Genomic DNA, 20,946 nt, shown 5'->3' with positions numbered 1-20,946 from the left:
AGAGCCGAAGGCATGAGCGTCAACCGCGCCCAGCGCGTCGACCTCGAAGTCGTCGCCGATCTCATCCCGCCGCAGTCGCGGGTGCTGGACGTCGGTTCCGGCGACGGCCTGCTGCTCGAATTGCTGCAGGCGACCAAGAAGGTCGATGGCCGCGGGCTGGAACTGTCGCAGCGCGGCGTCAACGAATGCGTGGCGCGTGGCCTGTCGGTCATCCAGGGCGATGCCGACAAGGATCTCCAATTCTATCCCGACAAGGGCTTCGACTTCGTCGTCTTGTCGCAGACCTTGCAGGCGACACGCAATCCGAAGCTGGTGCTCGACGAACTGCTCCGGATCGGCAACCGCGCCATCGTCTCATTCCCGAATTTCGGCCACTGGCGGGTGCGCTTTTCATTGCTCTTCAACGGCCGCATGCCGGTGACCAGGGACCTGCCCTATTCCTGGTACGACACGCCGAACATCCATTTCTGCACCATTCGCGACTTCGTCAATCTGTGCGACGAGCTTGGCGCGACGGTGGAAAAGGCAACCGCGCTCGACGCCAACGGCCAGCGGATCGGCTTCTCGATGCCGTGGTGGTTCTGGAACTTTTTCGGCCAGCAAGCGGTATTTCTGCTGAAACGATAAGAGCCAATCGTGGCAGATCGTCCCTCTATTCGAGAACGTCGGTGGCCTTGTGGGGGTGCTGGACGCCGTCAACGAAGACCACGTCGGACTGGGAATTGCCGGTACGCAGCGGCAATATCTCCTGATAGGCGGGCGAGTCGTACCATGCACGTGCCTGCCGCCGGTTGGGAAACTCGATGACTATGAGATAGCCCGGCCAGGTGTTTTCAACGACTTCCACCTCGCCTCCGTGCACCACGAAGCGGCCGCCAAACGGTTCCAGCGTGGCATCGATCTTGTGCAGGTACTCGACGATCTGCGGCCCCGGCGTGACCTGGCGCATATGGGCGACGGCATAGGCGGTCATGGCGTATCTCCTTGTGGTCGAAGGCCGGACAACCGGCTTGATGGGAGCAGTTTGCCGAGACGTAGTGCGCTGGTCGATTACCCCGGAGGTAATGACACTGAATACAAAAACCGACGCGCGGCTGCCGTCACCTGAAAGATATTTCCGCCTGGCACCGATGATTTTGGCACACCTGCGCTGTCCTTATCGATGAGCGCGCCTGGATGGTCCGGCGGCCGGGAACGAGAGGTGATCCATGGGATCGTTGCAAAATCAGAATGTCGTCGTCGTCGGAGGCAGCCGTGGTGTCGGCCGCTCGATCGCGGAGGCCGCTCTCAAGGAGAAAGCGACGGTGCTGGCCGTTGCCCGCGGAAAACAGGCCCTGGCGCAATTTGCCTGGGAGGTCTCGGGCGTGAAGACGCTCGCGGTCGATGCTACGGTGGACTCCGCCCCGGATAAGGTCTTCGCCGCGCTTGAGCCGGACGTGCTGGTGATCTGCGCAGGTGCGCTGGCGCCTTCTGCGCCAGTGCATGAACAGACCTGGAAGGCGTTCTCGGCAAATTGGGACACGGACGTCAAGGCGTCGTTCCTGTTTTGCCGGGCCGCTCTGCGGCGCCCGCTCAAGCCGGGGACCCGGATCGTTCTGATCTCCAGCGGCGCGGCCTTGACCGGCGGACCACCGAACGCCGGCGGCTATGCCGGCGCAAAACGCATGCAGATGTTCCTGGCCGGTCATAGCCAGAAGGAGGCCGACCGGCTTGGCCTCGGCCTGCGCTTCATGGCGCTCGCGCCGATGCGCATCATGCCGGAAACCGGCGTGGGCAAGGCCGGCGTCGACAGCATAGCGGCCTATATGGGCATCCAGCCGGCGGACTTCATCGCCGCCATGACCGACATGCAAACCCCGGCCGATGTCGGACGGGCGGTGGTCGCACTCGCCACCGGCCAGCCGCAAGGCAGTTCCTTCATGGTGAGCGGTAGCGGGCTTGCCCTGGCCGCCTGAGGGGCGCGTAATGCAACGCTCGCTCGTAACCGCACAAGCCACATGACAGACGCTCAACCACCTCTGGAACCAGCACGCCAGCCGATCCTCGATCGGCTGGCCTTCGAGAAGGTCACGGCCGCGCATCGCCGCGAGCTCAAGCTGCATTGTTATCGCATGATGGGTTCGCTGCACGAGGCCGACGACCTCGTCCAGGACACGTTGCTTCGCGCCTGGCGCGCAAGATCGGAGTTCGACGGGCGAGGTTCGGTTCGCGGTTGGCTCTACATGATCGCGACCAACGCTTGCCTCAACGCCATCAAGGCGAGGTCGAGGGCGCGTCGCATTCTCCGGGAACCCGGACGGCCGCCCTCGCACGGGGCGGCCATAGGCGGGCCCGTAGCCGACATCGCCTGGCTGGAGCCCTACCCCGACGCCGAGCTTCCAGAAGTTGCCGGCAGCGAGCCAGGTCCGGAAGCCCGTTACGAGAGCCGCGAGGCCGTCCAGCTCGCCTTCGTCGCGGCGATCCAGGATCTGCCGCCCAGGCAGCGCGCCGCGCTGCTGCTTGCCGACGTCCTCGGATGGTCGGCTGTCGAGACGGCGCGTTTGCTGGGCGGATCGACGGCTTCGATCAACAGCGCGTTGCAGCGGGCCCGCGTAACGCTGGCGGCGCGCTATCCTCAGGGACGGCCGGCCAGCCGATCACGGCCCAGCCCCGAAGAAGGCCTGCTGCTCGAACGCTACATGCAGGCCTGGCAGGCCGCCAATCTCGACAGCTTGATCGAGCTGCTGCGTGAGGACGCCATCTATACCATGCCGCCTTGGCGTGAATGGTATCAAGGCCGCGAAGCGATCCGCGGTTTCTTCGAGACCGTCTGGCCTAAGTTTGGCGGCTTCCGCACGCTGGCCACCCGCGCCAATTCCCAGCCGGCGGTCGGGGTTTATTCCCGCAGCCACGACGGCCCTGAATGGCGGGCCCATTCCCTGCATGTGTTCGACGCAGCCGAGGGCGGGATCGCTTCCTTGACGATCTTCATAGGGCCGCTCGGGCCATCTCTGTTCCCGGCCTTCGGCCTGCCACCAGCCTAGCTTACCCCTGGGCCAGCCTTATCGGTCGAGTTCCGGGAAATATGGGTCCGAGAAAAACCGCCGGTCGCGCTCGCCTTGCAGGCAGTCGATCGGTGCGTCGATGCGGATCGTCCTCGGATCCAGCTTGGGATACTCGATGCCGCTGACCTCGAGGATCAGTTTGCGGCGAGTGGCGGTGGCGAATTCGGAAGCAGCATAGATCGGCAGCACGAACGAGCCCGGCCCGCCGGTAACGCATTCGGCATAATACCGGTCGAGATGGCTGAAGGTGGGTGACGGGCTGATCAGGATCGGCAGCCCGTTGATGACGATACCCTTCGCCAGCGCCGCATCGCGTGCCGTTGTGACCGGCAAGCCGGTGTTGTTTGGGCCGTCCCCCGAGACGTCGATGACGCGGCGTTTGCCGGTGAAGGCCGTGCCGTTGAAAAGCTCGGCGCCGAAAGCCACAGCACCGGAAATCGAGGTGCCGCGAAAGCTCCTGAACGGGCGGGCCGCGATCTTGTCGGCGAAAGCGTAGGCGCTCTCCTTGCTGTCGACGACCTGCCAGGCAATGACCGCATCGTCGCGGATGGTGCCGGCCCATTCGAAATACGCGATGGCGATGCGGCCGAAGGTGCCGGCACGCACGGCGTTGATGAAGTCGGGGTGGCGCAGCGCCGCGACATAGCCGGCGCGCTGCAGGGCAAACTCCCTTTCATCCATCGACTGCGAGATGTCGACGGCCAGCACCAGCTCGACATCGACGGCAATTGCATTGGCCGGTGCGGCCGCAGGTGCCGCCGGGGTGCAGGCCAGGCAGGCGAGCAGGGCGAGAGCGTCAAGCATGGCCGATCGGAACGTTCCCATCTGAAACGATCGCGACAGTTTTTCGCCGCGATCGCGGCGAAATAAAGCTTGCCTTCTATTTCTTTCGGCCAGCCGAAACGACAACCGGGGGCGGTTCGATGGCACCTGCCCTGATACGGGCCGGCTTGAGTGGCGGCTGGCCGGCATCCTTGACGATGGTCAACGCCCGCCGGAAGAAGCGGGCATTGTGCTGGCCGCGGCCGATATTGAGGATCGCGGCGTCGGGAAGGCGCTTCTCCAGCATCGACAGCACTTGCCTCAGCGTTGGGCCGTCGAACGCGTCCAGCGCCTCGTCGATGATCACCCATTTCGGCCGTCGCAAGGCCAGCCTGGCAAAGGCCAGCAGACGCTGCTCGTCGTCGCTGAGCTCACGCTCCCAGCGCGCCGAGCGATCGAGCGAGGACGACAGGCGTTGCAGCCCGACATCGGCCAGCACCTCCGAGATCTCGGCATCGCTCGCCTCCGCCGCGCCGTCTGAATGGTTGAGCACCTCGCGCAGCTTGCCGAGCGGGAAATAGGGGGTACGCGGAACAAAGATCGGCGCTTCTCCGGCCGGCATGCCGATCCGTCCGCTGCCCCATGGCCACAGACCGGCAATGGCCCGGAAGAACAGCGTCTTGCCGGCGCCCGGATCTCCGGTGATCATGACCCGGTCGCCGGCGCGGATTTCGACATGCGGCTCGGCAAGCTTGGTGCATCCCTCCGGCGAGGCGACCTCGAGTTTCTCGAAGGTCAGGCTGCCGTCCGGGTTTTCGCCGAACGAAATGCGCCTTTCCGTATGGTGCAGCGCGTCGGTGTCGCCAAGCGCGATGCGAAAGTCGGCGACCCGCATCAGCGTAGCGCGCCAATCGGCGATGCCGCCGATATTGTTGATGAACCAGCGCAGCGACGAATGGACCTGGTTGAAAGCGCCGACGGCCATCATCAGGCCGCCAAAGCTGATATCGCCGGCGAAATAGACCGGTGAGGCGACCAGGATCGGTGCGACGACAGTGATCCAGCCATAGGTGTCGGTAACCCAGGAAAGATTGATCTGGGCGCTGTAGATGCGCCGCATGGCGCCCAGCACCATGCCGAGATCGAATTCGAGCCGGCGCCTGGCATCGGCCTCGCCGTGCGCCAGCGCGATGGCATCGACATTCTCGTTGACGCGAACCACCGAGGAGCGCAGCTCCGCTTCACGCGTATAGCGATCGTTGTTGAAGCGGATCAACGGTCGCCCGACCAGCCAGCTCAACCAGGAGGCGGTGCCAGCATAAAGGATCGCCGCCCAGACCATGTAGCCGGGTATGGCCAGCAAATGGCCGCCTATGTGGAAGATGAAGCCGGAAGACAGCGACCACAGGACCCCAACGAACGAGGCAAGCAGGATGCAGGACTGCAGCAGGCCGATGCCAAGACCGGTGGAAAGATCGGAGAGATGCCCGGCATCCTGCTGCAGGCGCTGGTCGGGATTGACGCCGATGGCGCCGGCATGGGTCAGCCGGAAGGCACGCGCCGGCCGCATCCATTCGTCGATCAGGTCGAGCGTCAGCGCCTCGCGCAGCTTCAGGCGGAGCATCTGGTCGAGCCAGGTCTGGCCGACATTGAGCACCACAAGCCCGCCGGCGATGCCGGCAAAGACCAGAAGCTGATGCAGGAAAGCCGGCATGTCGCGCCGCGCAAGCGCGTCGTAGAAAGGCTGGTTCCAGCGATTGAGCAGAACCTGCCCGATTGAGCTCGCCACGATGACGGCGACGATGCCGATCGCTGCCCAAAGCAATTGTTTTCGCACTGGCGAGCTGGTCAGTGCCAATTTGATTGTTGCCAGCTGCTCACGCAGGCTGCTGGCTTCGATCGACGTGGCAAGCTTCTGGGCGCTGGCCTCGACATCCGGACGATCATCCATCGGTTAAATCCTTGCATTCGGAGCAATGCCAAACCGGTCATAGGATCGGCCGCACGGCCTTCAATCGGACAGCAAACCTGATATCGTCAGATAGGCGTGAAAAAGCACGTCTCGGATCACGAACGCGTCATCCTGGCGGCCGGGTGTTCGGCCCGCGACAGCCGGCCAAGCGTCGGCGCGCCATGCGGCGAGAGAACCGGCACGAAGACGCGGCGGGACGCGCGCTGGGCAACCGGCACGCCTTGATAGAGCCGCTTCTGCGCCTCGACGACAATAACGCCCGAAAAGATCGGCCAGAAGCGCCGGCCGGCGCGTTCCAGCACGTTATGGAACTGCATCATGAAACGTCGCGGCGACGGCGGGAAGAACAGCGCATCGGACCACGCCGCCGGCGTGAAATTCGCTTCGCGCAGCAATTCGGTCAGCTGGCCGCGCGAGAACGGTCGGCCATTGCCGAAAGGCGTATGCTCGAAGCGTGCCCAGACACCGCGCCGGTTGGGCACGACGATGACGACGCGGCCGGCCGGCGACAGCACCCGCCAGATCTCGTTCAGCGTCTCGCGCGGGTTCTCGACATGTTCGAGCGAATGGACGAGCAGCATGCGGTCGATGCAGGAATCGACCAGCGGCAGTTCCTCATCGAAGACCAGCGCGGTCGCCGTCGGCCCGGTCGCCGGCCAGACCACCGCGCCCTGTGTTGCCGGCATGAAGGCAAAGACACGCTCGGCATCGCTGCCGAAGCGTTCCAGCCACGGCAAGGTATAGCCGAGGCCGACCAGCCGCTCGTTGGGCACGACGGCCCATATCGAGGACAGCGCCATGGTGATCGAGCGTTCGGCCAGGCGGCCGAGCGTGGTTGAATAAAACGAACGGAGATCGACAATGTCTGAATGCATGCGCGGAACGGTAGCTTCGAAGCAGTCCAAGTTCAACAAAGGCAGATGACATCGGCTGGCAGGCGCCCTATGTCTGCGGCAATAAAGGGAGAGATGCGATGCCGGTCGAGATCGAACAATTCATGTGCCGCAGCGACAATTTCGGCGTGCTGGTGCATGACCCGAAAAGCGGTCAGACGGCGCTCATCGATGCGCCCGAGGAGGCGCCCATCCTGGCGGCGATCAAGCGCACCGGCTGGACCCCGACGATGATCCTGACCACTCACCACCATCTCGACCACGTCGAGGCCAATCTGGCGCTGAAGGAGCGCTTCAAGCTGCGCATTGTCGGGCCGGAAGCCGAAAAGGCAAAGATTCCCGGCATCGACGAAACTGTCGAGCAAGGCTCGGTCGTCCATCTCGGCGACGAGCGGATCGAGGTCATCGCCACACCCGGCCATACCGCCGGCCATGTCACCTATCATCTGCCGGCGTCGAAAGTGGCTTTCGCCGCCGACACGCTGTTTGCGCTCGGCTGTGGGCGGCTGCTCGAATGCAAGCCGCCGGTGATGTACGAATCCCTGAAGAAGCTCGCGGCGCTGCCGGCCGAGACGGTTATCTATTGCGGCCATGAGTATACGCTGGCCAATGCCCGTTTCGCGCTCACCGTCGACCCGACCAATTCGGCGCTGAAAGAGCGCGCCGCCAAGGTCGAGGCGCTGCGCGCCGACGGCAAACCGACGCTGCCGACGACGATCGGCGAGGAACTGTCGACCAATCCGTTCCTGCGCTGGCACGATCCGGCGATCCGCAGGCATCTCGGCCTGGAGAAGGCCTCGGATGCCGAAGTGTTCGCCGAGATCCGCAAGCGCAAGGACAATTTCTGAGCGGCGCCAGGAGCTAGGGTCATGACCAGTTCCGCCGAAATCATCGCCCTGCTCGGCCTGAAGCCGCATCCGGAAGGCGGCTGGTATGCCGAGACCTTTCGCGACGGCGCGGAAGGCGCCCGCGGCCATTCGACGGCGATCTATTTCCTCCTGGAGAAGGACCAATTGTCGGCCTGGCACCGGGTCAGGGACGCGGCGGAGGTCTGGCACTTCTATGACGGCGCGCCGCTGGCGCTGTCGATACACCGAGAAGGCGGTCCCGTCATAGAGCAGGTCCTCGGTACGGCACTTGCCGCGGGCGAGCGGCCGCAGATCGTCGTGCCGGCAGGCCGGTGGCAGTCGGCACGCAGCCTCGGCGAATGGACCCTGGTCGGCTGCACCGTGGCGCCGGGTTTCGATTTCTCCGCCTTCGAACTCGCCGAACCAGGCTGGCTGCCGGGCACGCCCTAGCCACCTTAGCCCAGCAGCAAACCCAGCGTGATCGCCAGCTGGCCGACGTAATACAGCGCCCAGACCCCATGGCGCACCCAAATGCGATGCGGCGAGATGGCGGGCAGCAGGAACTTTTCCGCGGCGTGCAGCCCGTCGGACAGCATGAGCAGGACGATGCCGCCAATGACCCCGACGCTGTTCAGGGTGAGCGCCGCAATGCCCATGGCAAGCAACGCCGCGACATGGATGCCAATCGGCAAACGCAAGGCCGGGCCGATGCGGCGCCAGAGCGCGAAAAGCATGGCCAGCACCGACACGATCATCGCCAGCACGATCGCTGCCCGCCACGGCTCGGCCGAAAGCAGCCCGAGGCCGCCGCCGGCACGCAGGAACAGCACGACGTAAAGCACGTGCGCGGCAAGAAAACTGGCCGTGCCGCCAAGAAATGCCTTCTCGCCGTCGCGCGACAGGAAGGCATCGCCGACGGCACTGGCGCCGAGCGCGGCGACGAGCAGCCATGGGCCGCCCTGCTGCACGACCAGCACCGCCAGCATCGCCACCGCCAATGTCCTTGCCGCCGACCGCGAAAGACGCGGCGGCATGCCGAGGCTGAACGCGTAAATCACCGCCGCCGCCAGCGAAAACAGCAGCGTCGCATTGGCATTGGCATCGATGCCGCCGGGAAACGGCATCATGCGTTTGCCTCGCTCGTAGCCCTCTTGCGCAGGAACAGCGATTTCGCCGCCAGTGCCGCGCCGCCGGTGATCAGCACGCAGGCGGCGAGGATGCGCCATGACGGCTCGGCGAAGCCGGCGGCGATCAGCACCAGGGTGGACAGCAGCGGCGCGGCATAGCTCGCCGCCCCCAGCACCTGGATGTTGCCGCGCTTGACGCCGATGTCCCAGGCATAGAACGCCGCCCCCACCGGCATCAGACCGAGGCCGAGCACGGCCAGCCACTGGCCGGCGCCGGCGGGCAGCACCGTCTGTTCCAGCAACAGATGGCAGACCAGCGAAAGCGCCGCGGTGGCGGCGCAGAACCAGGTGACGATGCTGGTCGGCACCGACGGGAAGCGCCGCGACAACAGCGAATAGGACGACCACAGCACCGCGCAGACGCCGGCCATGGCATAGCCGAAGGCATAACGCGCATCGAAGGCAAGCCCGCCGCCCTTGGTGACGATCAGGACCGTGCCGGCAAGGCCGAGCAGCGCGCCGGCGACGTGGTTCCAGGCCAGCCGCTCGCCCGGCATCAGCGCCGACCCGAGCACGATCAGCAGCGGCCACAGATAGGCGATAAGGCTGGCCTCGACGGCCGGCGCATTGCGCAGCGCGGTGAAGTAGAAGAAGTGGTAGCCGAACAGGCCGGCAATGCCGATCACCCAGACCTGGCGCGGTATCTTCGCGGCGCCGTCGGCTGCCGGCATGAACAGCCGGGCAACCAGCCCGACGCAAGTGCCGATCGTGAAGGTGATTGCCGAAAGCAGGAACGGCGGCACGGCGCCCGAGGCATCCGTAAGCAGCGCCAGCAGCGCCCACATGGCGACCGCGGAGAAGCCGATCAGTGTTGCGCGCGCCATACCCGTCGCCCCCTGCCCATCGTTGGCGGCGCACCATCACGCCTATTCGTTTGCTTCGAACCGCTCCGCGCTGATCGTCAACGGGCCGATTTGCGTGCTGACCGTGGCGCGGATCGGCGCATATACGCCGCTTTGGCCGACCGGTGCAAACGTCACCATGATGCGGCTGCGTTTCTTCAGGTAGTTCAGCGCCTTGCGGTTCTTGCGGTAACCGGCCACCGGCTCGAAGCCCAGCCTGCAGGTGACCGTATCGCCCTTGTAGCCGGCCACCGAGATCGACCCTTTGGACTCGTAGGTCAGTTTCAGATCGGCACGCATTTCGCCGTCATAGAGCTTCACCGTGCGCCCGCAGACCTGGTCGAGGCTGTCGGCATGGATGACGGTCGCGGCCATCGGATCGAGGACCGATACGAGATGGCTGCCGACCAGCGGTATCCAATTCTCGGGATTGCGCTTCTTCGGCTCAGGCACGACCTTGGTCGAGGTGACGACGCCGTTGGCAAACTGGATGTCGATCATCGATGCCTTCTTGCCGGACGTGTAGTCGGCGTGGAACGCTTGCGGCTGCAACTGCTTGCCCGAAATCTTGCCCTTCGACGAGATCGTGCCTCGCGTATCGTCGAACAAAGTGGCGAGCCCGGCGGCGGAAACGCTGCCCTCGATCGAATAGCTGTCACCCTCGTACTGGCTGGAGAATTTCGCCTTGGCCACGGAGAGGCCGAGGAACGACACCGAATATTCGCCCGTGAAGGATTGCGGCTCAGCGGCCGAAACCGTCGTCGAAAGCGCGACGGCCATCAGCACGACCAGGGCATGGAGGAAAGAACGAGGCATGGCGGGTCCTTGATTGTCGACCGGACGGGGCGGCTCCGGTCTGGCATGTCCCTGTGCGACCGCTTATAGGCTGAATTCCGGCCTTAATGTGAAAGGCGCCGTCGGCAGGCAACGTTGGGGCTGGTCGACGGCCAAAATAAAAAACCCGCCTCGGCGGGCGGGTCGTTGGAGCCAATTAGCACCATACCGAAATTAGTAGCATAGCTGCCGGCACAAAGCAAGAACAAAATGTGGCCACCTGGAAAATCGCTACAGGTTTGCGCAGCCCCTCATCGCCCTGCCGGGCACTTCTCCCCGTATAGGGACGGGGAGAAGGTCGCCTTGCAAAGGGTTTCGCCAATTTGCGAAGTTGCAGAAGCGCCGAGCCTGCGGCCAAGCCCCTTCTCCCCGTCACTATACGGGAGAGCGACTGTCTTGGCTGTCAAGCTGTTTGCCACGGTTTTTGATCCCGGACGATAGCGTTGAGAATGGTGAGAAGCTTGCGCATTGTGGCGACGACGGCGACGATCTTCGGCTTGCCGGCCTCGACCAGGCGGTCGCGGAAAGCCTTGAGCACGGGGTTGTGCCTGATGGCGACGAGGGCGGCCATGAAGAGGGCGGCGCGCACGTGGCTCCTGCCACCGCCAATGAAGCTCTTGCCACGCCATTTTCCGGACTGCCTCGTCCATGGCGCAAGGCCGGCGAGCGCGGCGATCTGGCGGCGGTCGAGGCTGCCCAGTTCCGGCATTTCGGCGATCAGGCTGCGGGCAACGACAGGACCGACACCCGGCACGGAGGAAAGCAGCTTTTCGTTGACCCGCCAGACTGGGGACTTGCGGATATGATCGTCCATGCCCGCATCGAGGCTTGCCAGCTCACGCCGAAGCGCGACGAGCAGCCGGTGGATGCTCTTTTGCGCCTGTTTCGCGATGACCGTGCGAGCACGGTTCTCCTCCGCCACGATCATCTGCACGATCTGACGCCGGCGGGCGACGAGCTCGGCCAGGGCCTCGGTTTCGGCGTCGCGCAATGGCCGCAATTGCGGCTTGGTCGCAGCGATGAAAGCGGCAATGACGGCGGCATCGATCGGGTCGGTCTTGGCCCGCTTGCCGAGTGCATTGGCATAGGCGCGCACCTGCGCCGGATTGACCACGACAATCGCCAGGCCGGCGCCTGCCAAGGCGGCGACCGCCAGTCTCTCGAAGCTGCCTGTCGACTCCAATCCGACAACGGCCGGCGAAAGGGCTGCCAGCCGCCGAACCAGATCCTCCACCCCGGCGTGGTCATTCTCCACCGAGAACGCCTCGCCCGACGGCAAAACATGCACGTCGAGCCGATCCTTGGAAACGTCGATGCCAACAATGATTTCCATCCTGTCCCATCCTTGCCTAATCGGGCTTCGCTTGCGGCCCAGGCGACTGTTCGGGTTCGATGGAACGGCGGACGAAGACCCTTGCTCTCCCACGGGCTCGATCACCCAAAGATGCTCCGGTCTCCCGTCCGCCACCGCACCTGCCTTCATAGCAGAGTCGGCAAGAAACAAGTTACAAAGGTGCCGGCAGGCGGATGAGGGGCAGCGCCGGCATCGGTCATCTTTTGATTGATTCCCTTGGCACTAACCAACCCCAAGCTTGACGCCTCGGCGAAATGCAACTATGGAACGCCAACTTTTTCCATAAGGCCGCCTGACCGAAACCGCGCGCCACCCGGCGCGGGTCGAATGTTTGGCCAGGACCGAGAACCGAAGGTTAGAACCATGTCCCGCACCTGCGAACTCACTGCCAAGGCAGTCATGTCCGGCAACAATGTGAGCCACGCCAACAACAAGACCAAGCGTCGCTTCCTGCCCAATCTCGTCAATGTGACGCTGATCTCGGAAGCGCTGAACCAGAACGTGCGCCTGCGCATTTCGGCCAACGCGCTGCGTTCGGTCGAGCATCGCGGCGGCCTCGACGCCTTCCTGGCCAAGGCCGATGCCAAGGAATTGTCGCAGCGCGCCCGCCTGTTGAAGAAGCAGATCGCCAAGAAGCTCGCCGAGCAGCCGGCCGCCTGAGTTTTTCGGCGGCAGCCGCCTTCCAGGGCGTGGTCCGAACTCCGGATCGCGTTCCGCTGGTTCCATTACCCAGGATAAAAAAATGATTTTCCTCTCGCGGTACCTGCCCTTCGTGGCGGCCATGGCGCTCGTCGTCGTGGCCTCGAACATCCTCGTGCAGTTCCCGATGCAAGGCGCAATCGGCGGGCTGTCGCTGGCCGACATCCTGACCTGGGGCGCCTTCACCTATCCGTTCTCCTTTCTGGTCACCGATCTCGCCAACCGCCGCTATGGGCCGGCGGTGGCGCGCAGGATCGTCTTTGTCGGCTTCATGACAGCGGTGGTCTGCTCGATCGTCATCCCACCGCTGCTGTTTCGCCACGGCCTGATCGAATTCGAGACCGCCGCCGACCGGCTGGTGCGCATTGCCGCGGCGTCGGGTGCCGCCTTCCTCACCGCGCAGTTGCTCGACGTCACCGTGTTCAACCGGCTGCGCCGGCAGAGCTGGTGGCGCGCACCGATCGTCGGCACGCTGGTCGGCTCCGTTTTCGATACGGTGGTGTTTTTCACCGTCGCCTTCGCGGCGGCGTTCGCCTTCGCCGGGCCCAACGACGGCTTTGCGCTGGAAACCGCGCCGCTGATGGGCGTGCTGCCGGTCGAGACGATGCGCTGGGTCTCCTGGGCGCTCGGCGATCTCAGCGTCAAGCTGATCATAGCGGTGGTGGCGCTGATCCCCTACCGGCTGCTTGCCGCCCGCTGGAGCCAGCCGGCACTGGCAGCATGATCCCGAACCAAAGGTCCGCGTTAGCGAAAAGTGGGAACCGGTTTTCGGACAAGATCATGCTCAAAGACTATCGAGCATGATCCCCTGGCTTCAACTGGACTCGGCAAAAACGCCTGACGGCGGACAGGAACTCCGCCTGAAGCGGCGCGGCGGCGAATTCTCGATCATGCTTGGCGCGAACGAGCTGATGAACAGCCGGCTCAGCGGTTCCGAAGAGGCGCTGGCGAAACTGTCCTGCCAAAGGATTGCCGGCCGCCGGACCCCAAACATCCTGATCGGCGGCCTCGGCATGGGCTTTACCTTGCGCGCGGCGCTGGCCGAGCTTGCCGACGACGCCCAGGTCACCGTTGCCGAACTGGTCCCGGCGGTCATGATTTGGGCGCGCGGCCCGATGGCCGAGCTGTTCGGCGGCTGCCTTGACGACCCGCGCGTCAGCATTCGTGAGGCCGATGTCGGTCAGCTCATCCGATCGCAAGCTTCGGCCTGGGACGCGATCCTGCTCGATGTCGACAACGGCCCCGAGGGCATCGTCTACAAGGCCAACGATGCGCTCTACAGCGCAGCCGGCCTGATCAGCGCGAGAGCAGCTCTCAAGCCCGGCGGTGTGCTGGCGGTCTGGTCGCAGGGCCCTGACGCAGGTTTCACCCGAAGGCTCAAGCAGGCCGGCTTCACGGTCGAGGAGGTCAAGGTGCGGGCTCACGGCAAGCGCGGCGCCCGTCACATCGTCTGGCTCGCGAGCAAGGGGCAATAGGCCACCTCGCAATCCGGGCGGGCCTTGTTGGACGCCGCCCGGTACGCCGGCGAACCTCTACCTCGCCTTCTGAAGCTCGGCGGCAAGCGCCTGCAGCAGCCCGCGCGTGCCCTCCTCGCGCCCTTGCGCTGAATCGACGCCATCGAAGAACGCACCCTGTTCGGTATAGGTCAGGCGGGTGCCCTCGCCGGAAGGTGCAAGCTCGACCGTGGTGAGCGACGCCGACAGCGGCTGCGCCCCGACCGCCATCCGGTATGAAAATACGATGCGCCGGTCAGGGACGATGTCCTGGAACTGCGCATCGAGCCTGATCTCCGGGCCGCCCTGGTAGCTGAACCGCGAAACCTCGCCGCCGCCGACACGGAAATCGAAGGTGAATTCGGCGATGGTGAAGCCGTCGCCTTCGACGCGCCAGCGCCGCACCGTCGCCTTGTCGGCAAAGGCGAAGAAGACGCGCTCGGGCGATTGCGGATAGGTCCGCTCGATCGTGAAGGTCGAATGGATGACGGAGTGCTCGTCGTTAACCGGGGCAATCTGGTTCATTTCTTGTCGTCCTTTTCCTGCTCGTGGAGTGTTGCTTTCGATTGGTCAGTCTCCGCCAGGATCTGGCCGAGACGGTCGAGCTGGCGTTCGGCCGGCGTACGGCGCGCGGCGATCCAGTCGGCAAGCGGGGCTAGCCCGCCGGGCTCGATCCGGCAGGTGCGCACGCGCCCGATCTTTTCGCTGCGGATCAGCCCGCACGCTTCAAGCACCTGGAGGTGCTGGAGCACGGCGGCGAAGGTCATGCCGAACGGCTCCGCCAACTGGCTGACGGTGGCCGGCCCGCGGCTCAGCCTTTCCAGGATTGCCCGGCGCGTCGGCTCGGCAAGAGCCCGCAGGATGCTGTCAATCTCGGAATACTTAAGCATGGACTTGAGTATTTCGCCGATGACACAAATTGTCAAGTCACGACTAAAGTATTTTTGCAGATGGTGAGAGCCGGCTGGAAAACCCGCGACGCGGGTCATTGCCAGGGGAAATTGCAAGGGAAATTGCCTGCGCTGCAAAACGGCGCGGAAACGCCAGCGATGCTGTCAGCCAGCAGGCCGGTCGCGCGTCAATCCTCGTGCAGCACAAATTCCAGGTAAAGATTGCGCTGCAGGATCGAGTGGTTGTCGTCGGACATCAGCGCCACGATCAGCGCGCCATCGTCGCGGGTCCAGACGTCGAGCGCTTCCATGTTGTCGATCTGGTAGCCCATGTCGGCTTCGAGCAGCACCGGCCCGTCGGCGACGGCGCCCTTCTCGACGCTTTCGCCATAGATGCGCCGCAGCCGCATCTTGACGCCGCCGGCCATCGAAAAACTGCGCTCCAGAAGCAACAGGTCGCCGTCCGGCAGGAAGGCGCCGTCGGTGATGTCAAAATCGCCATTGCGCTTGACGGTGAAGACGCCCTTGCGCGGCCCTTCGATGATCGCGGCAAAGATGTTGCCGGTCTTGTCGAGGCTCTTTTCCGACACCACGACCAGTCCGCCCGCGTGCTGCCCGTTGAGATTGGCGCGGGTGACGGTCTCAAAGCCGCGATTGCGCCGAAGTTCCCAGGCCGGAATCAGGAAGTCCAATTGCCTGAACGGCGCCTTCATGTCGTCCGGATCGATCTTGAACTCGGCGATGCGGTGATCGCGCTCGAAACCGACCGTGGCAATGCCGTCCTTGACCGCGAGGCCTTCGGCATCGACCGCCCATTTCTCGTCGATCGGCTGGCCGGCCGCATCGACCATCTGCTGCATGCGAAAATTCTGGATGCCGGAAGGCCGCTTGTCGGCATCGTGAACGAGGGTGCCGAAGAACCAGAAGCCGGTGTCGGCGACGCCGATGAAATCGCTGCCTGGCTTGAGGAACCGAAGCGCCGACAGCGCGCCGAAATCGCGCGTCGGCGAGGTCATTTCGAGCCCGCCGACGAATTCGAGCGGCCCGAACTGTTTTTCGTCATTGCCGATGCGAAACTGGGTTATGGGCCGGGCCGAGATTTCGGCCGGCTCGACCGAGGCCGGGCCGGCAGCGACAGCCGGGGCCAAAGTGATGCCGAACAACGCAATGGCGGCCAAAAGCTTCTGCCAAAAGCCGCCGCGGGAAAAAATCATCCGGCGCGCCGCATGCCGCCGCGCCGCGTGTCGCGCACGGTTTCCTCGGCGAACAGCGAGGCCAGCTGCTCGGTCATGGCGCCGGCCAGTTCTTCGGCATCGACGATGGTGACGGCGCGGCGATAGTAGCGGGTGACGTCGTGGCCAATGCCGATGGCCAAAAGCTCGACCGGCGAGCGCGTCTCGATGAGCTCGATGATGGCGCGCAGATGCCGCTCGAGATAATTGCCCGGATTGACCGACAGCGTCGAATCATCGACCGGCGCGCCGTCCGAGATCATCATCAGGATCTTGCGCTGCTCCGGCCGCGCGATCAGCCGGTTGTGCGCCCACAGCAGCGCCTCGCCGTCGATGTTTTCCTTGAGCAGGCCCTCGCGCATCATCAGGCCGAGGTTGCGGCGCGCCCGACGCCACGGATGGTCGGCGGATTTGTATATGATGTGGCGCAGATCGTTGAGCCGGCCGGGGTTCGGCGGCTTGCCTTCCTTCAGCCATTTCTCGCGCGCCTGTCCGCCCTTCCAGGCGCGGGTGGTGAAGCCGAGGATTTCGACCGAGACGCCGCAGCGTTCCAGCGTGCGCGCCAGGATGTCGGCGCAGGTCGCGGCGACGGTGATCGGCCGGCCGCGCATCGAACCCGAATTATCGAGCACCAGCGACACCACCGTGTCGCGGAATTTGGTATCGCGCTCCTGCTTGAAGGACAGAGGCTGCATCGGGTCGATGACGACGCGCACCAGCCGTGCCGGATCGAGATAGCCTTCTTCGAGGTCGAAATCCCAGGAGCGGTTCTGCTGCGCCATCAGGCGGCGCTGCAGCCGGTTGGCCAGCCGCCCGACGACGCCGGAAAGGTTGGCGAGCTGCTTGTCGAGGAAGGCGCGCAGCCGGTCGAGTTCCTCCTCCTCGCACAGTTCCTCCGCACCAACGGTCTCGTCGAAGGCCGTGGTGAAGACCTTGTAGTCGATCTCTTTCGGCAGATTGGTGAAGGGGTTGTCGTTGCGGCGCGCCTCGCCGGGCGTCTCCGCATCGGCGTCGTCATCGTCGGAGAGATCCTCGGCGGTAGCGTCGGAGGCTTCCGTCTCGGCCGATTGCTCGTCGTCCGACGATGCCTCGGTATCCTCGGACTGCGACTGCTCGGAGCCGGAATCGTCTTCGCCGCCCTCCTCGCTCTGCTCCTCGCCTTGCGGTTGGTTTTCGTCGTTGTCCTCGGAGTCTTCCGTCTCCTGGTCATCGCCGAGCTCCTCGGCCATTTCCATGGAGGCGAGCATCTCGCGCACCACGCGGGCGAACGCCTGCTGGTCATCGAGCTTTGCCGACAGCCCGTCGAGATCGGCGCTGGCTTTTTCCTCGACCCAGGGCCGCCAGAGATCGACCAGCCGTTCGCCGCTTTTCGGCACAGTGCGGCCGGTCAGCTTTTCGCGCACCATCAGCGCCAGCGCTTCCTCGATCGGCGCGTCGGCCTTGTCCTTGACGTCGACGAGGTTGGTCCTGGCGTATTTGTCCTCCAGCATCGAGCCGATATTGTCGGCGACGCCCTGCATGGCGCGGCTGCCGATCGCCTCCACCCGGGCCTGCTCGACCGCGTCGTAGATGGCGCGGGCCTGCTTGCCTTCCGGCGCCAGCCTGGTGTGGATGCGCGCATCGTGGCAGGCGCGCTTCAGCGCCATGGAATCGCCGAGCCCGCGGGTGATGGCGATGTCCGCCTTCGATGCCTTCTTCGGCAATTCCGGCAGCCGGGCGCGGCTGCCGGCCAGCGCCGGCCGGTCCTTGGCGAAGCCGACCTCGAGATCCTTGTCGCCGGCGATGGCGCGCATGCAGACGGTGACGGCGCGCTTGAAGCTGTCGTTCTCAGCGCCGGTCTTGGATTTGTTTCGCGTGTTGTCGCCCGGACCCGCCATCGAGACTCTGCTTAGCCCAGCACCACATTGGCAGCCGATTCCGGCAGATCTTCGCCGAAGGCGCGCTGATAGAACTCGGCGACCAGCGAGCGTTCCAGCTCGTCGCATTTGTTGAGGAAGGTCAGCCGGAACGCCATGCCGATATTGCCGAAGATTTCGGCATTCTCGGCCCAGGTGATAACCGTGCGCGGGCTCATGACCGTCGACAAATCGCCGTTGATGAAGGCCGAGCGCGTCATGTCGGCGACGCGCACCATCTTGTTGACGATCTCCTTGCCCTTGCCATCGCGGTAGTGCTTGGCCTTGGCCAGCACGATGTTCACTTCATTGTCGTGCGGCAGGTAATTCAGCGTGGTGACGATTGACCAGCGGTCCATCTGCGCCTGGTTGATCTGCTGGGTGCCGTGGTAGAGGCCGGTGGTGTCGCCCAGCCCAACCGTGTTGGCGGTCGAAAACAGGCGGAAGGCCGGGTGCGGGCGGATGACCCGGCTCTGGTCGAGCAGCGTCAGCCGGCCCGACGATTCCAGCACGCGCTGGATGACGAACATCACGTCCGGGCGGCCGGCATCGTACTCGTCGAAGCACAGCGCGACATTGTGCTGATAGGCCCAGGGCAGGATGCCGTCGCGGAATTCGGTGATCTGCAGCCCGTCCTTGACCACGATGGCGTCCTTGCCGACGAGGTCGATACGGCTGACATGGCTATCGAGATTGACACGCACGCAGGGCCAGTTGAGGCGGGCGGCGACCTGCTCGATATGCGTCGACTTGCCGGTGCCGTGATAGCCCGACACCATGACGCGGCGATTGTAGGCAAAGCCGGCGAGAATCGCCATGGTCGTGTTCTTGTCGAACAGGTAGTCCGGATCGATGTCGGGGACATGCTCGCTCGTCACCGCATAGGCCGGCACCACCATCTTGGAGTCGAAGCCGAATGTCTCCTTCACCGACACCGTGGTGTCGGGCAGGTTGGCGATGTCGCGATCGACCTTGTTCATCTCTATCAACGTCTCCACAAGCGAAACGCCGCGTTTCGCCGGCAATCGATTTTGTTCGGGGGCGGTCTTAGAGCCTTTTCCAACCTTATGAAAGTTGGAAAGCGACACGAACCGTATGGTCGCTCAGCACAAACCTGCCTGCTTGAGCACGCGATACGCCTGGAGCACATCGCGGAACCGGTCTTCCGAACCTCTGTCGCCGCCATTCGCATCCGGGTGGTGGCGTTTCACAAGTTCCTTATAGCGCGCCTTGATATCCTTGCCAGTTGCCTTTGTATCAAGGCCAAGCGTTTCCAGTGCCTTGGCCTCAAGCGGCTTGGCCTTGCGCTCGCGTGCTTCGCGCGGGTCTTTCGGGCCTTTGAACAGGTCGAACGGATCGCGCATGCGATTGTAGTAGCCGGCGCGGCCGGAGCGCGCCTGGGCGAAGTCTGGCGAGGAGCGTGTCGAGGCGCCGTTGACGCCCATTTTCCAGGTCGGCCGGTGGCCGGTCATGGCTTCCTTCTGGAAGCGGGCGATCTCGGTATCGGGAACGCCCGAGAAATAATTGAAGCCCTTGTTGTACTCGCGCACATGGTCGAAGCAGAACTGGAAATACTCGCCTTCCTTCATCCGTCCGACCGGGGCACGGTGGGTACCGGCCTCCTTGCAGCCATCCCACTGGCAGATCGGCGAACGCGACTTCAGCTCCGCGTCCTTCTCCGGGCGGATGCGAATCTTTTCGAAATATTTTGGGTACGGCTTCATCTCACCCATTTATGGGCTGTTCGCGGATGCGAAACAAGAATTGACATTTTCGCGATGATCGCCCTAACCGCTGAATCGCGGCATAAAACCGGCGAATTGCGAATTTTGTGCGATGACATAGATGTGGTGAAGGGAAGCGGCGATGTCCATACAGGCAACGATGGAAGACAAGCTGAAAAAGGCGTTTTCGCCGGAACGGCTGGCCGTCATCAACGAAAGCCATCTCCATGCCGGGCATCATCATGTGGATTCCGGCCATCACGCCACCTTCGACGGCGCCGGCGAGACGCATTTCCGCGTCCGCATCGTCGCGCCAGCCTTTGCCGGCATGAGCCGCGTCGAGCGTCACCGTGCAGTCAACGATCTCCTGGCCGAAGAGTTGAAATCCGGCGTCCACGCCCTGGCGATCGAGCCGGCGGCGCCCGGCGAAAGGACCCGCTGGTAATTTCAGCCGAGGCTCGCCCTCAGGAAAGCCATCACCGCGGCGGTCAATGCATCGCCGTCGGTGCCGAAGTCGCGATTGATCGACATGTGCGAATAGGCGCCGCCGTCGAACAGCGTGACCCTGGTTCCGGTGGCGCGCAGACGCTCGGCGAAAGCCTGCGCGTCCGCCGCGCGGGCTTTCGCCCGCGAATGGGCGATGAAGGTCGGCGGGTGCTTGCGGCCTTCGACGTAGGTGACAGGCGACAGCGCGCGCCACTGCGCCGGATCGGGAAAGGCGCGGGCATAGACCCCTGCCATGCCGCCGCTTCTGGCCAGCGCCTCCAGATCGTAGGCCCTGGTGTCGTCGAGAACCAGCGCCGCGACGCCGGGCAGGCCGCCGCGCAGCCCGGTCAATGCTACGAGATGGCAGCCGGCCGAATGGCCCATGGCGACGATCCGGTCCGGATCGCCGCCATGGCTGGCGATGTTGGCGCGGACGTAACGATAGGCCAGTTCGACATCTGCCGCCTGGGTGGCGACGTCGGCTTCAGGCAGCATCCGGTAGTCGATCGAGACGAAGCCGAAGCCATTGTCGAGCAGGAAACCAGGCTTGGAGTTGATATTGTTGCGGTTGCCGACCCGCCAGGCGCCGCCATGGACGAAGAAGACGACCGGCAGGCCGCTTGCGCCATCGCGGGAATAGATATCGAGCTTGGCCGGCCCATAATCGAAGGTTTCGGGCGACGGCGAACGCAGCCGCAATGCCGCCGCCTGTCCCGGCAGCAGCGCCGCCATCGACGCCAGAAGCAGGCTTCGCCGATCGATCGTCATCAACTCCTGACTGCCCACGGCTG

24 protein-coding genes are annotated in these 20,946 nt (G+C 64.3%); 9 read left to right on the top strand and 15 right to left on the bottom strand.

Features of this window, described 5'->3' with window-relative positions:
• The first annotated feature begins 12 nt into the window (after positions 1-12).
• The gene (gene metW, locus NKI24_RS11845) at positions 13-627 is read left to right on the top strand and encodes a methionine biosynthesis protein MetW (RefSeq protein WP_023677909.1); all 615 of its coding nucleotides are present in this window, start codon (positions 13-15) and stop codon (positions 625-627) included.
• A gap of 25 nt (positions 628-652) precedes the next feature.
• On the opposite strand, the gene NKI24_RS11840 is transcribed toward metW, so the two are convergent.
• Positions 653-973, bottom strand: coding sequence for a DUF1330 domain-containing protein (locus NKI24_RS11840; RefSeq protein WP_352745391.1), 321 nt, complete (start codon positions 971-973; stop codon positions 653-655).
• Between the two features lie 235 nt (positions 974-1,208).
• Here NKI24_RS11840 and NKI24_RS11835 point away from each other — a divergent pair, with 235 nt between their 5' ends.
• On the top strand, positions 1,209-1,955 hold the full coding sequence (locus NKI24_RS11835) for an SDR family NAD(P)-dependent oxidoreductase (protein ID WP_352745388.1): 747 nt from the start codon (positions 1,209-1,211) through the stop codon (positions 1,953-1,955).
• Between the two features lie 42 nt (positions 1,956-1,997).
• Complete coding sequence (locus NKI24_RS11830; protein WP_352745385.1) at positions 1,998-3,023, top strand: RNA polymerase subunit sigma-70; 1,026 nt, start codon at positions 1,998-2,000, stop codon at positions 3,021-3,023.
• Positions 3,024-3,041: 18 nt separating this feature from the next.
• On the opposite strand, the gene NKI24_RS11825 is transcribed toward NKI24_RS11830, so the two are convergent.
• The 3 genes from NKI24_RS11825 to NKI24_RS11815 form a co-directional block, all read right to left on the bottom strand.
• On the bottom strand, positions 3,042-3,848 hold the full coding sequence (locus NKI24_RS11825; protein ID WP_352451214.1) for a DUF1194 domain-containing protein: 807 nt from the start codon (positions 3,846-3,848) through the stop codon (positions 3,042-3,044).
• A gap of 76 nt (positions 3,849-3,924) precedes the next feature.
• Positions 3,925-5,757 carry an ABC transporter ATP-binding protein/permease gene (locus NKI24_RS11820; RefSeq protein WP_352745382.1) on the bottom strand — a complete coding sequence of 611 codons (1,833 nt, stop codon included), beginning with the start codon at positions 5,755-5,757 and terminating at the stop codon, positions 3,925-3,927.
• 116 nt (positions 5,758-5,873) lie between these two features.
• Positions 5,874-6,653 carry a class I SAM-dependent methyltransferase gene (locus NKI24_RS11815; protein ID WP_352745380.1) on the bottom strand — a complete coding sequence of 260 codons (780 nt, stop codon included), beginning with the start codon at positions 6,651-6,653 and terminating at the stop codon, positions 5,874-5,876.
• A gap of 98 nt (positions 6,654-6,751) precedes the next feature.
• Between NKI24_RS11815 and gloB the strand changes: the two genes are divergently transcribed.
• Together gloB and NKI24_RS11805 are read left to right on the top strand one after the other, a co-directional pair.
• Positions 6,752-7,519: a hydroxyacylglutathione hydrolase gene (gloB, locus tag NKI24_RS11810; protein ID WP_352451211.1), complete on the top strand. Its 768-nt coding sequence runs from the start codon at positions 6,752-6,754 to the stop codon at positions 7,517-7,519.
• A 21-nt stretch (positions 7,520-7,540) separates the two neighbouring features.
• The gene (locus NKI24_RS11805; RefSeq protein ID WP_352745377.1) at positions 7,541-7,969 is read left to right on the top strand and encodes a cupin domain-containing protein; all 429 of its coding nucleotides are present in this window, start codon (positions 7,541-7,543) and stop codon (positions 7,967-7,969) included.
• Positions 7,970-7,974: 5 nt separating this feature from the next.
• On the opposite strand, the gene NKI24_RS11800 is transcribed toward NKI24_RS11805, so the two are convergent.
• The 4 genes from NKI24_RS11800 to NKI24_RS11785 all read right to left on the bottom strand — a co-directional run bounded on the left by NKI24_RS11800 (position 7,975) and on the right by NKI24_RS11785 (position 11,715).
• Positions 7,975-8,646, bottom strand: coding sequence for a lysoplasmalogenase family protein (locus NKI24_RS11800; protein ID WP_352745374.1), 672 nt, complete (start codon positions 8,644-8,646; stop codon positions 7,975-7,977).
• A complete protein-coding gene (yddG, locus tag NKI24_RS11795; protein WP_352616076.1) occupies positions 8,643-9,530 on the bottom strand; it encodes an aromatic amino acid exporter YddG in 888 nt (295 codons plus the stop codon). Before yddG ends, NKI24_RS11800 begins: the two co-directional genes overlap by 4 nt.
• Positions 9,531-9,572: 42 nt before the next feature.
• Positions 9,573-10,364, bottom strand: a complete 792-nt coding sequence (locus NKI24_RS11790; RefSeq protein WP_352616079.1) for a DUF3108 domain-containing protein — start codon at positions 10,362-10,364, stop codon at positions 9,573-9,575.
• 421 nt (positions 10,365-10,785) lie between these two features.
• Complete coding sequence (locus NKI24_RS11785) at positions 10,786-11,715, bottom strand: IS110 family RNA-guided transposase (RefSeq protein WP_352745370.1); 930 nt, start codon at positions 11,713-11,715, stop codon at positions 10,786-10,788.
• Positions 11,716-12,099: 384 nt separating this feature from the next.
• On the opposite strand from NKI24_RS11785, the gene rpmB reads away from it, so the two are divergent.
• The 3 genes from rpmB to NKI24_RS11770 all read left to right on the top strand — a co-directional run bounded on the left by rpmB (position 12,100) and on the right by NKI24_RS11770 (position 13,910).
• Positions 12,100-12,396, top strand: a complete 297-nt coding sequence (gene rpmB, locus NKI24_RS11780; RefSeq protein WP_006328411.1) for a 50S ribosomal protein L28 — start codon at positions 12,100-12,102, stop codon at positions 12,394-12,396.
• 82 nt (positions 12,397-12,478) lie between these two features.
• Positions 12,479-13,159 (top strand): queuosine precursor transporter, encoded by a 681-nt coding sequence (locus NKI24_RS11775; RefSeq protein ID WP_352570583.1) that lies wholly within the window; start codon positions 12,479-12,481, stop codon positions 13,157-13,159.
• Between the two features lie 76 nt (positions 13,160-13,235).
• Positions 13,236-13,910, top strand: coding sequence for a spermidine synthase family protein (locus NKI24_RS11770; RefSeq protein ID WP_352745366.1), 675 nt, complete (start codon positions 13,236-13,238; stop codon positions 13,908-13,910).
• Positions 13,911-13,967: 57 nt separating this feature from the next.
• On the opposite strand, the gene NKI24_RS11765 is transcribed toward NKI24_RS11770, so the two are convergent.
• From NKI24_RS11765 to NKI24_RS11740, 6 genes are all read right to left on the bottom strand, one after another.
• Entirely contained in the window at positions 13,968-14,453 is a 486-nt protein-coding gene (locus NKI24_RS11765) for an SRPBCC family protein (RefSeq protein WP_352451204.1), read from the bottom strand.
• Complete coding sequence (locus tag NKI24_RS11760) at positions 14,450-14,818, bottom strand: ArsR/SmtB family transcription factor (protein ID WP_352451219.1); 369 nt, start codon at positions 14,816-14,818, stop codon at positions 14,450-14,452. Before NKI24_RS11760 ends, NKI24_RS11765 begins: the two co-directional genes overlap by 4 nt.
• 188 nt (positions 14,819-15,006) lie before the next feature.
• Positions 15,007-16,032 (bottom strand): esterase-like activity of phytase family protein, encoded by a 1,026-nt coding sequence (locus tag NKI24_RS11755; RefSeq protein WP_352745362.1) that lies wholly within the window; start codon positions 16,030-16,032, stop codon positions 15,007-15,009.
• Positions 16,029-17,927, bottom strand: coding sequence for a cobaltochelatase subunit CobT (gene cobT, locus NKI24_RS11750; protein WP_352743737.1), 1,899 nt, complete (start codon positions 17,925-17,927; stop codon positions 16,029-16,031). Before cobT ends, NKI24_RS11755 begins: the two co-directional genes overlap by 4 nt.
• A gap of 11 nt (positions 17,928-17,938) precedes the next feature.
• Positions 17,939-18,925 carry a cobaltochelatase subunit CobS gene (gene cobS, locus NKI24_RS11745; RefSeq protein WP_352451201.1) on the bottom strand — a complete coding sequence of 329 codons (987 nt, stop codon included), beginning with the start codon at positions 18,923-18,925 and terminating at the stop codon, positions 17,939-17,941.
• A gap of 123 nt (positions 18,926-19,048) precedes the next feature.
• Positions 19,049-19,678, bottom strand: coding sequence for a J domain-containing protein (locus NKI24_RS11740; RefSeq protein WP_036238769.1), 630 nt, complete (start codon positions 19,676-19,678; stop codon positions 19,049-19,051).
• Between the two features lie 133 nt (positions 19,679-19,811).
• Here NKI24_RS11740 and NKI24_RS11735 point away from each other — a divergent pair, with 133 nt between their 5' ends.
• Entirely contained in the window at positions 19,812-20,114 is a 303-nt protein-coding gene (locus NKI24_RS11735) for a BolA family protein (protein ID WP_352745357.1), read from the top strand.
• 2 nt (positions 20,115-20,116) lie between these two features.
• Here the strand turns inward: NKI24_RS11735 and NKI24_RS11730 are convergent, their stop codons facing one another.
• Complete coding sequence (locus NKI24_RS11730; RefSeq protein ID WP_352745354.1) at positions 20,117-20,923, bottom strand: alpha/beta hydrolase; 807 nt, start codon at positions 20,921-20,923, stop codon at positions 20,117-20,119.
• Positions 20,924-20,946 lie beyond the last annotated feature (23 nt).

This window comes from Mesorhizobium sp. M0701 (genome assembly GCF_040320365.1).
GTDB lineage: Bacteria > Pseudomonadota > Alphaproteobacteria > Rhizobiales > Rhizobiaceae > Mesorhizobium.
The sequence above is the reverse complement of the archived record's forward strand: the minus strand, read 5'-3'. Positions and strand labels throughout refer to the sequence as shown.

What these genes read in the sequence shown, in the direction of transcription:
- metW (WP_023677909.1), top strand. Translation starts at nt 13, where the DNA reads ATGAGCGTCAACCGCGCCCAGCGCGTCGACCTCGAAGTCGTCGCCGAT.
- NKI24_RS11840 (WP_352745391.1), bottom strand. Translation starts at nt 973, where the DNA reads ATGACCGCCTATGCCGTCGCCCATATGCGCCAGGTCACGCCGGGGCCG.
- NKI24_RS11835 (WP_352745388.1), top strand. Translation starts at nt 1,209, where the DNA reads ATGGGATCGTTGCAAAATCAGAATGTCGTCGTCGTCGGAGGCAGCCGT.
- NKI24_RS11830 (WP_352745385.1), top strand. Translation starts at nt 1,998, where the DNA reads ATGACAGACGCTCAACCACCTCTGGAACCAGCACGCCAGCCGATCCTC.
- NKI24_RS11825 (WP_352451214.1), bottom strand. Translation starts at nt 3,848, where the DNA reads ATGCTTGACGCTCTCGCCCTGCTCGCCTGCCTGGCCTGCACCCCGGCG.
- NKI24_RS11820 (WP_352745382.1), bottom strand. Translation starts at nt 5,757, where the DNA reads ATGGATGATCGTCCGGATGTCGAGGCCAGCGCCCAGAAGCTTGCCACG.
- NKI24_RS11815 (WP_352745380.1), bottom strand. Translation starts at nt 6,653, where the DNA reads ATGCATTCAGACATTGTCGATCTCCGTTCGTTTTATTCAACCACGCTC.
- gloB (WP_352451211.1), top strand. Translation starts at nt 6,752, where the DNA reads ATGCCGGTCGAGATCGAACAATTCATGTGCCGCAGCGACAATTTCGGC.
- NKI24_RS11805 (WP_352745377.1), top strand. Translation starts at nt 7,541, where the DNA reads ATGACCAGTTCCGCCGAAATCATCGCCCTGCTCGGCCTGAAGCCGCAT.
- NKI24_RS11800 (WP_352745374.1), bottom strand. Translation starts at nt 8,646, where the DNA reads ATGATGCCGTTTCCCGGCGGCATCGATGCCAATGCCAATGCGACGCTG.
- yddG (WP_352616076.1), bottom strand. Translation starts at nt 9,530, where the DNA reads ATGGCGCGCGCAACACTGATCGGCTTCTCCGCGGTCGCCATGTGGGCG.
- NKI24_RS11790 (WP_352616079.1), bottom strand. Translation starts at nt 10,364, where the DNA reads ATGCCTCGTTCTTTCCTCCATGCCCTGGTCGTGCTGATGGCCGTCGCG.
- NKI24_RS11785 (WP_352745370.1), bottom strand. Translation starts at nt 11,715, where the DNA reads ATGGAAATCATTGTTGGCATCGACGTTTCCAAGGATCGGCTCGACGTG.
- rpmB (WP_006328411.1), top strand. Translation starts at nt 12,100, where the DNA reads ATGTCCCGCACCTGCGAACTCACTGCCAAGGCAGTCATGTCCGGCAAC.
- NKI24_RS11775 (WP_352570583.1), top strand. Translation starts at nt 12,479, where the DNA reads ATGATTTTCCTCTCGCGGTACCTGCCCTTCGTGGCGGCCATGGCGCTC.
- NKI24_RS11770 (WP_352745366.1), top strand. Translation starts at nt 13,236, where the DNA reads ATGATCCCCTGGCTTCAACTGGACTCGGCAAAAACGCCTGACGGCGGA.
- NKI24_RS11765 (WP_352451204.1), bottom strand. Translation starts at nt 14,453, where the DNA reads ATGAACCAGATTGCCCCGGTTAACGACGAGCACTCCGTCATCCATTCG.
- NKI24_RS11760 (WP_352451219.1), bottom strand. Translation starts at nt 14,818, where the DNA reads ATGCTTAAGTATTCCGAGATTGACAGCATCCTGCGGGCTCTTGCCGAG.
- NKI24_RS11755 (WP_352745362.1), bottom strand. Translation starts at nt 16,032, where the DNA reads ATGATTTTTTCCCGCGGCGGCTTTTGGCAGAAGCTTTTGGCCGCCATT.
- cobT (WP_352743737.1), bottom strand. Translation starts at nt 17,927, where the DNA reads ATGGCGGGTCCGGGCGACAACACGCGAAACAAATCCAAGACCGGCGCT.
- cobS (WP_352451201.1), bottom strand. Translation starts at nt 18,925, where the DNA reads ATGAACAAGGTCGATCGCGACATCGCCAACCTGCCCGACACCACGGTG.
- NKI24_RS11740 (WP_036238769.1), bottom strand. Translation starts at nt 19,678, where the DNA reads ATGGGTGAGATGAAGCCGTACCCAAAATATTTCGAAAAGATTCGCATC.
- NKI24_RS11735 (WP_352745357.1), top strand. Translation starts at nt 19,812, where the DNA reads ATGTCCATACAGGCAACGATGGAAGACAAGCTGAAAAAGGCGTTTTCG.
- NKI24_RS11730 (WP_352745354.1), bottom strand. Translation starts at nt 20,923, where the DNA reads ATGACGATCGATCGGCGAAGCCTGCTTCTGGCGTCGATGGCGGCGCTG.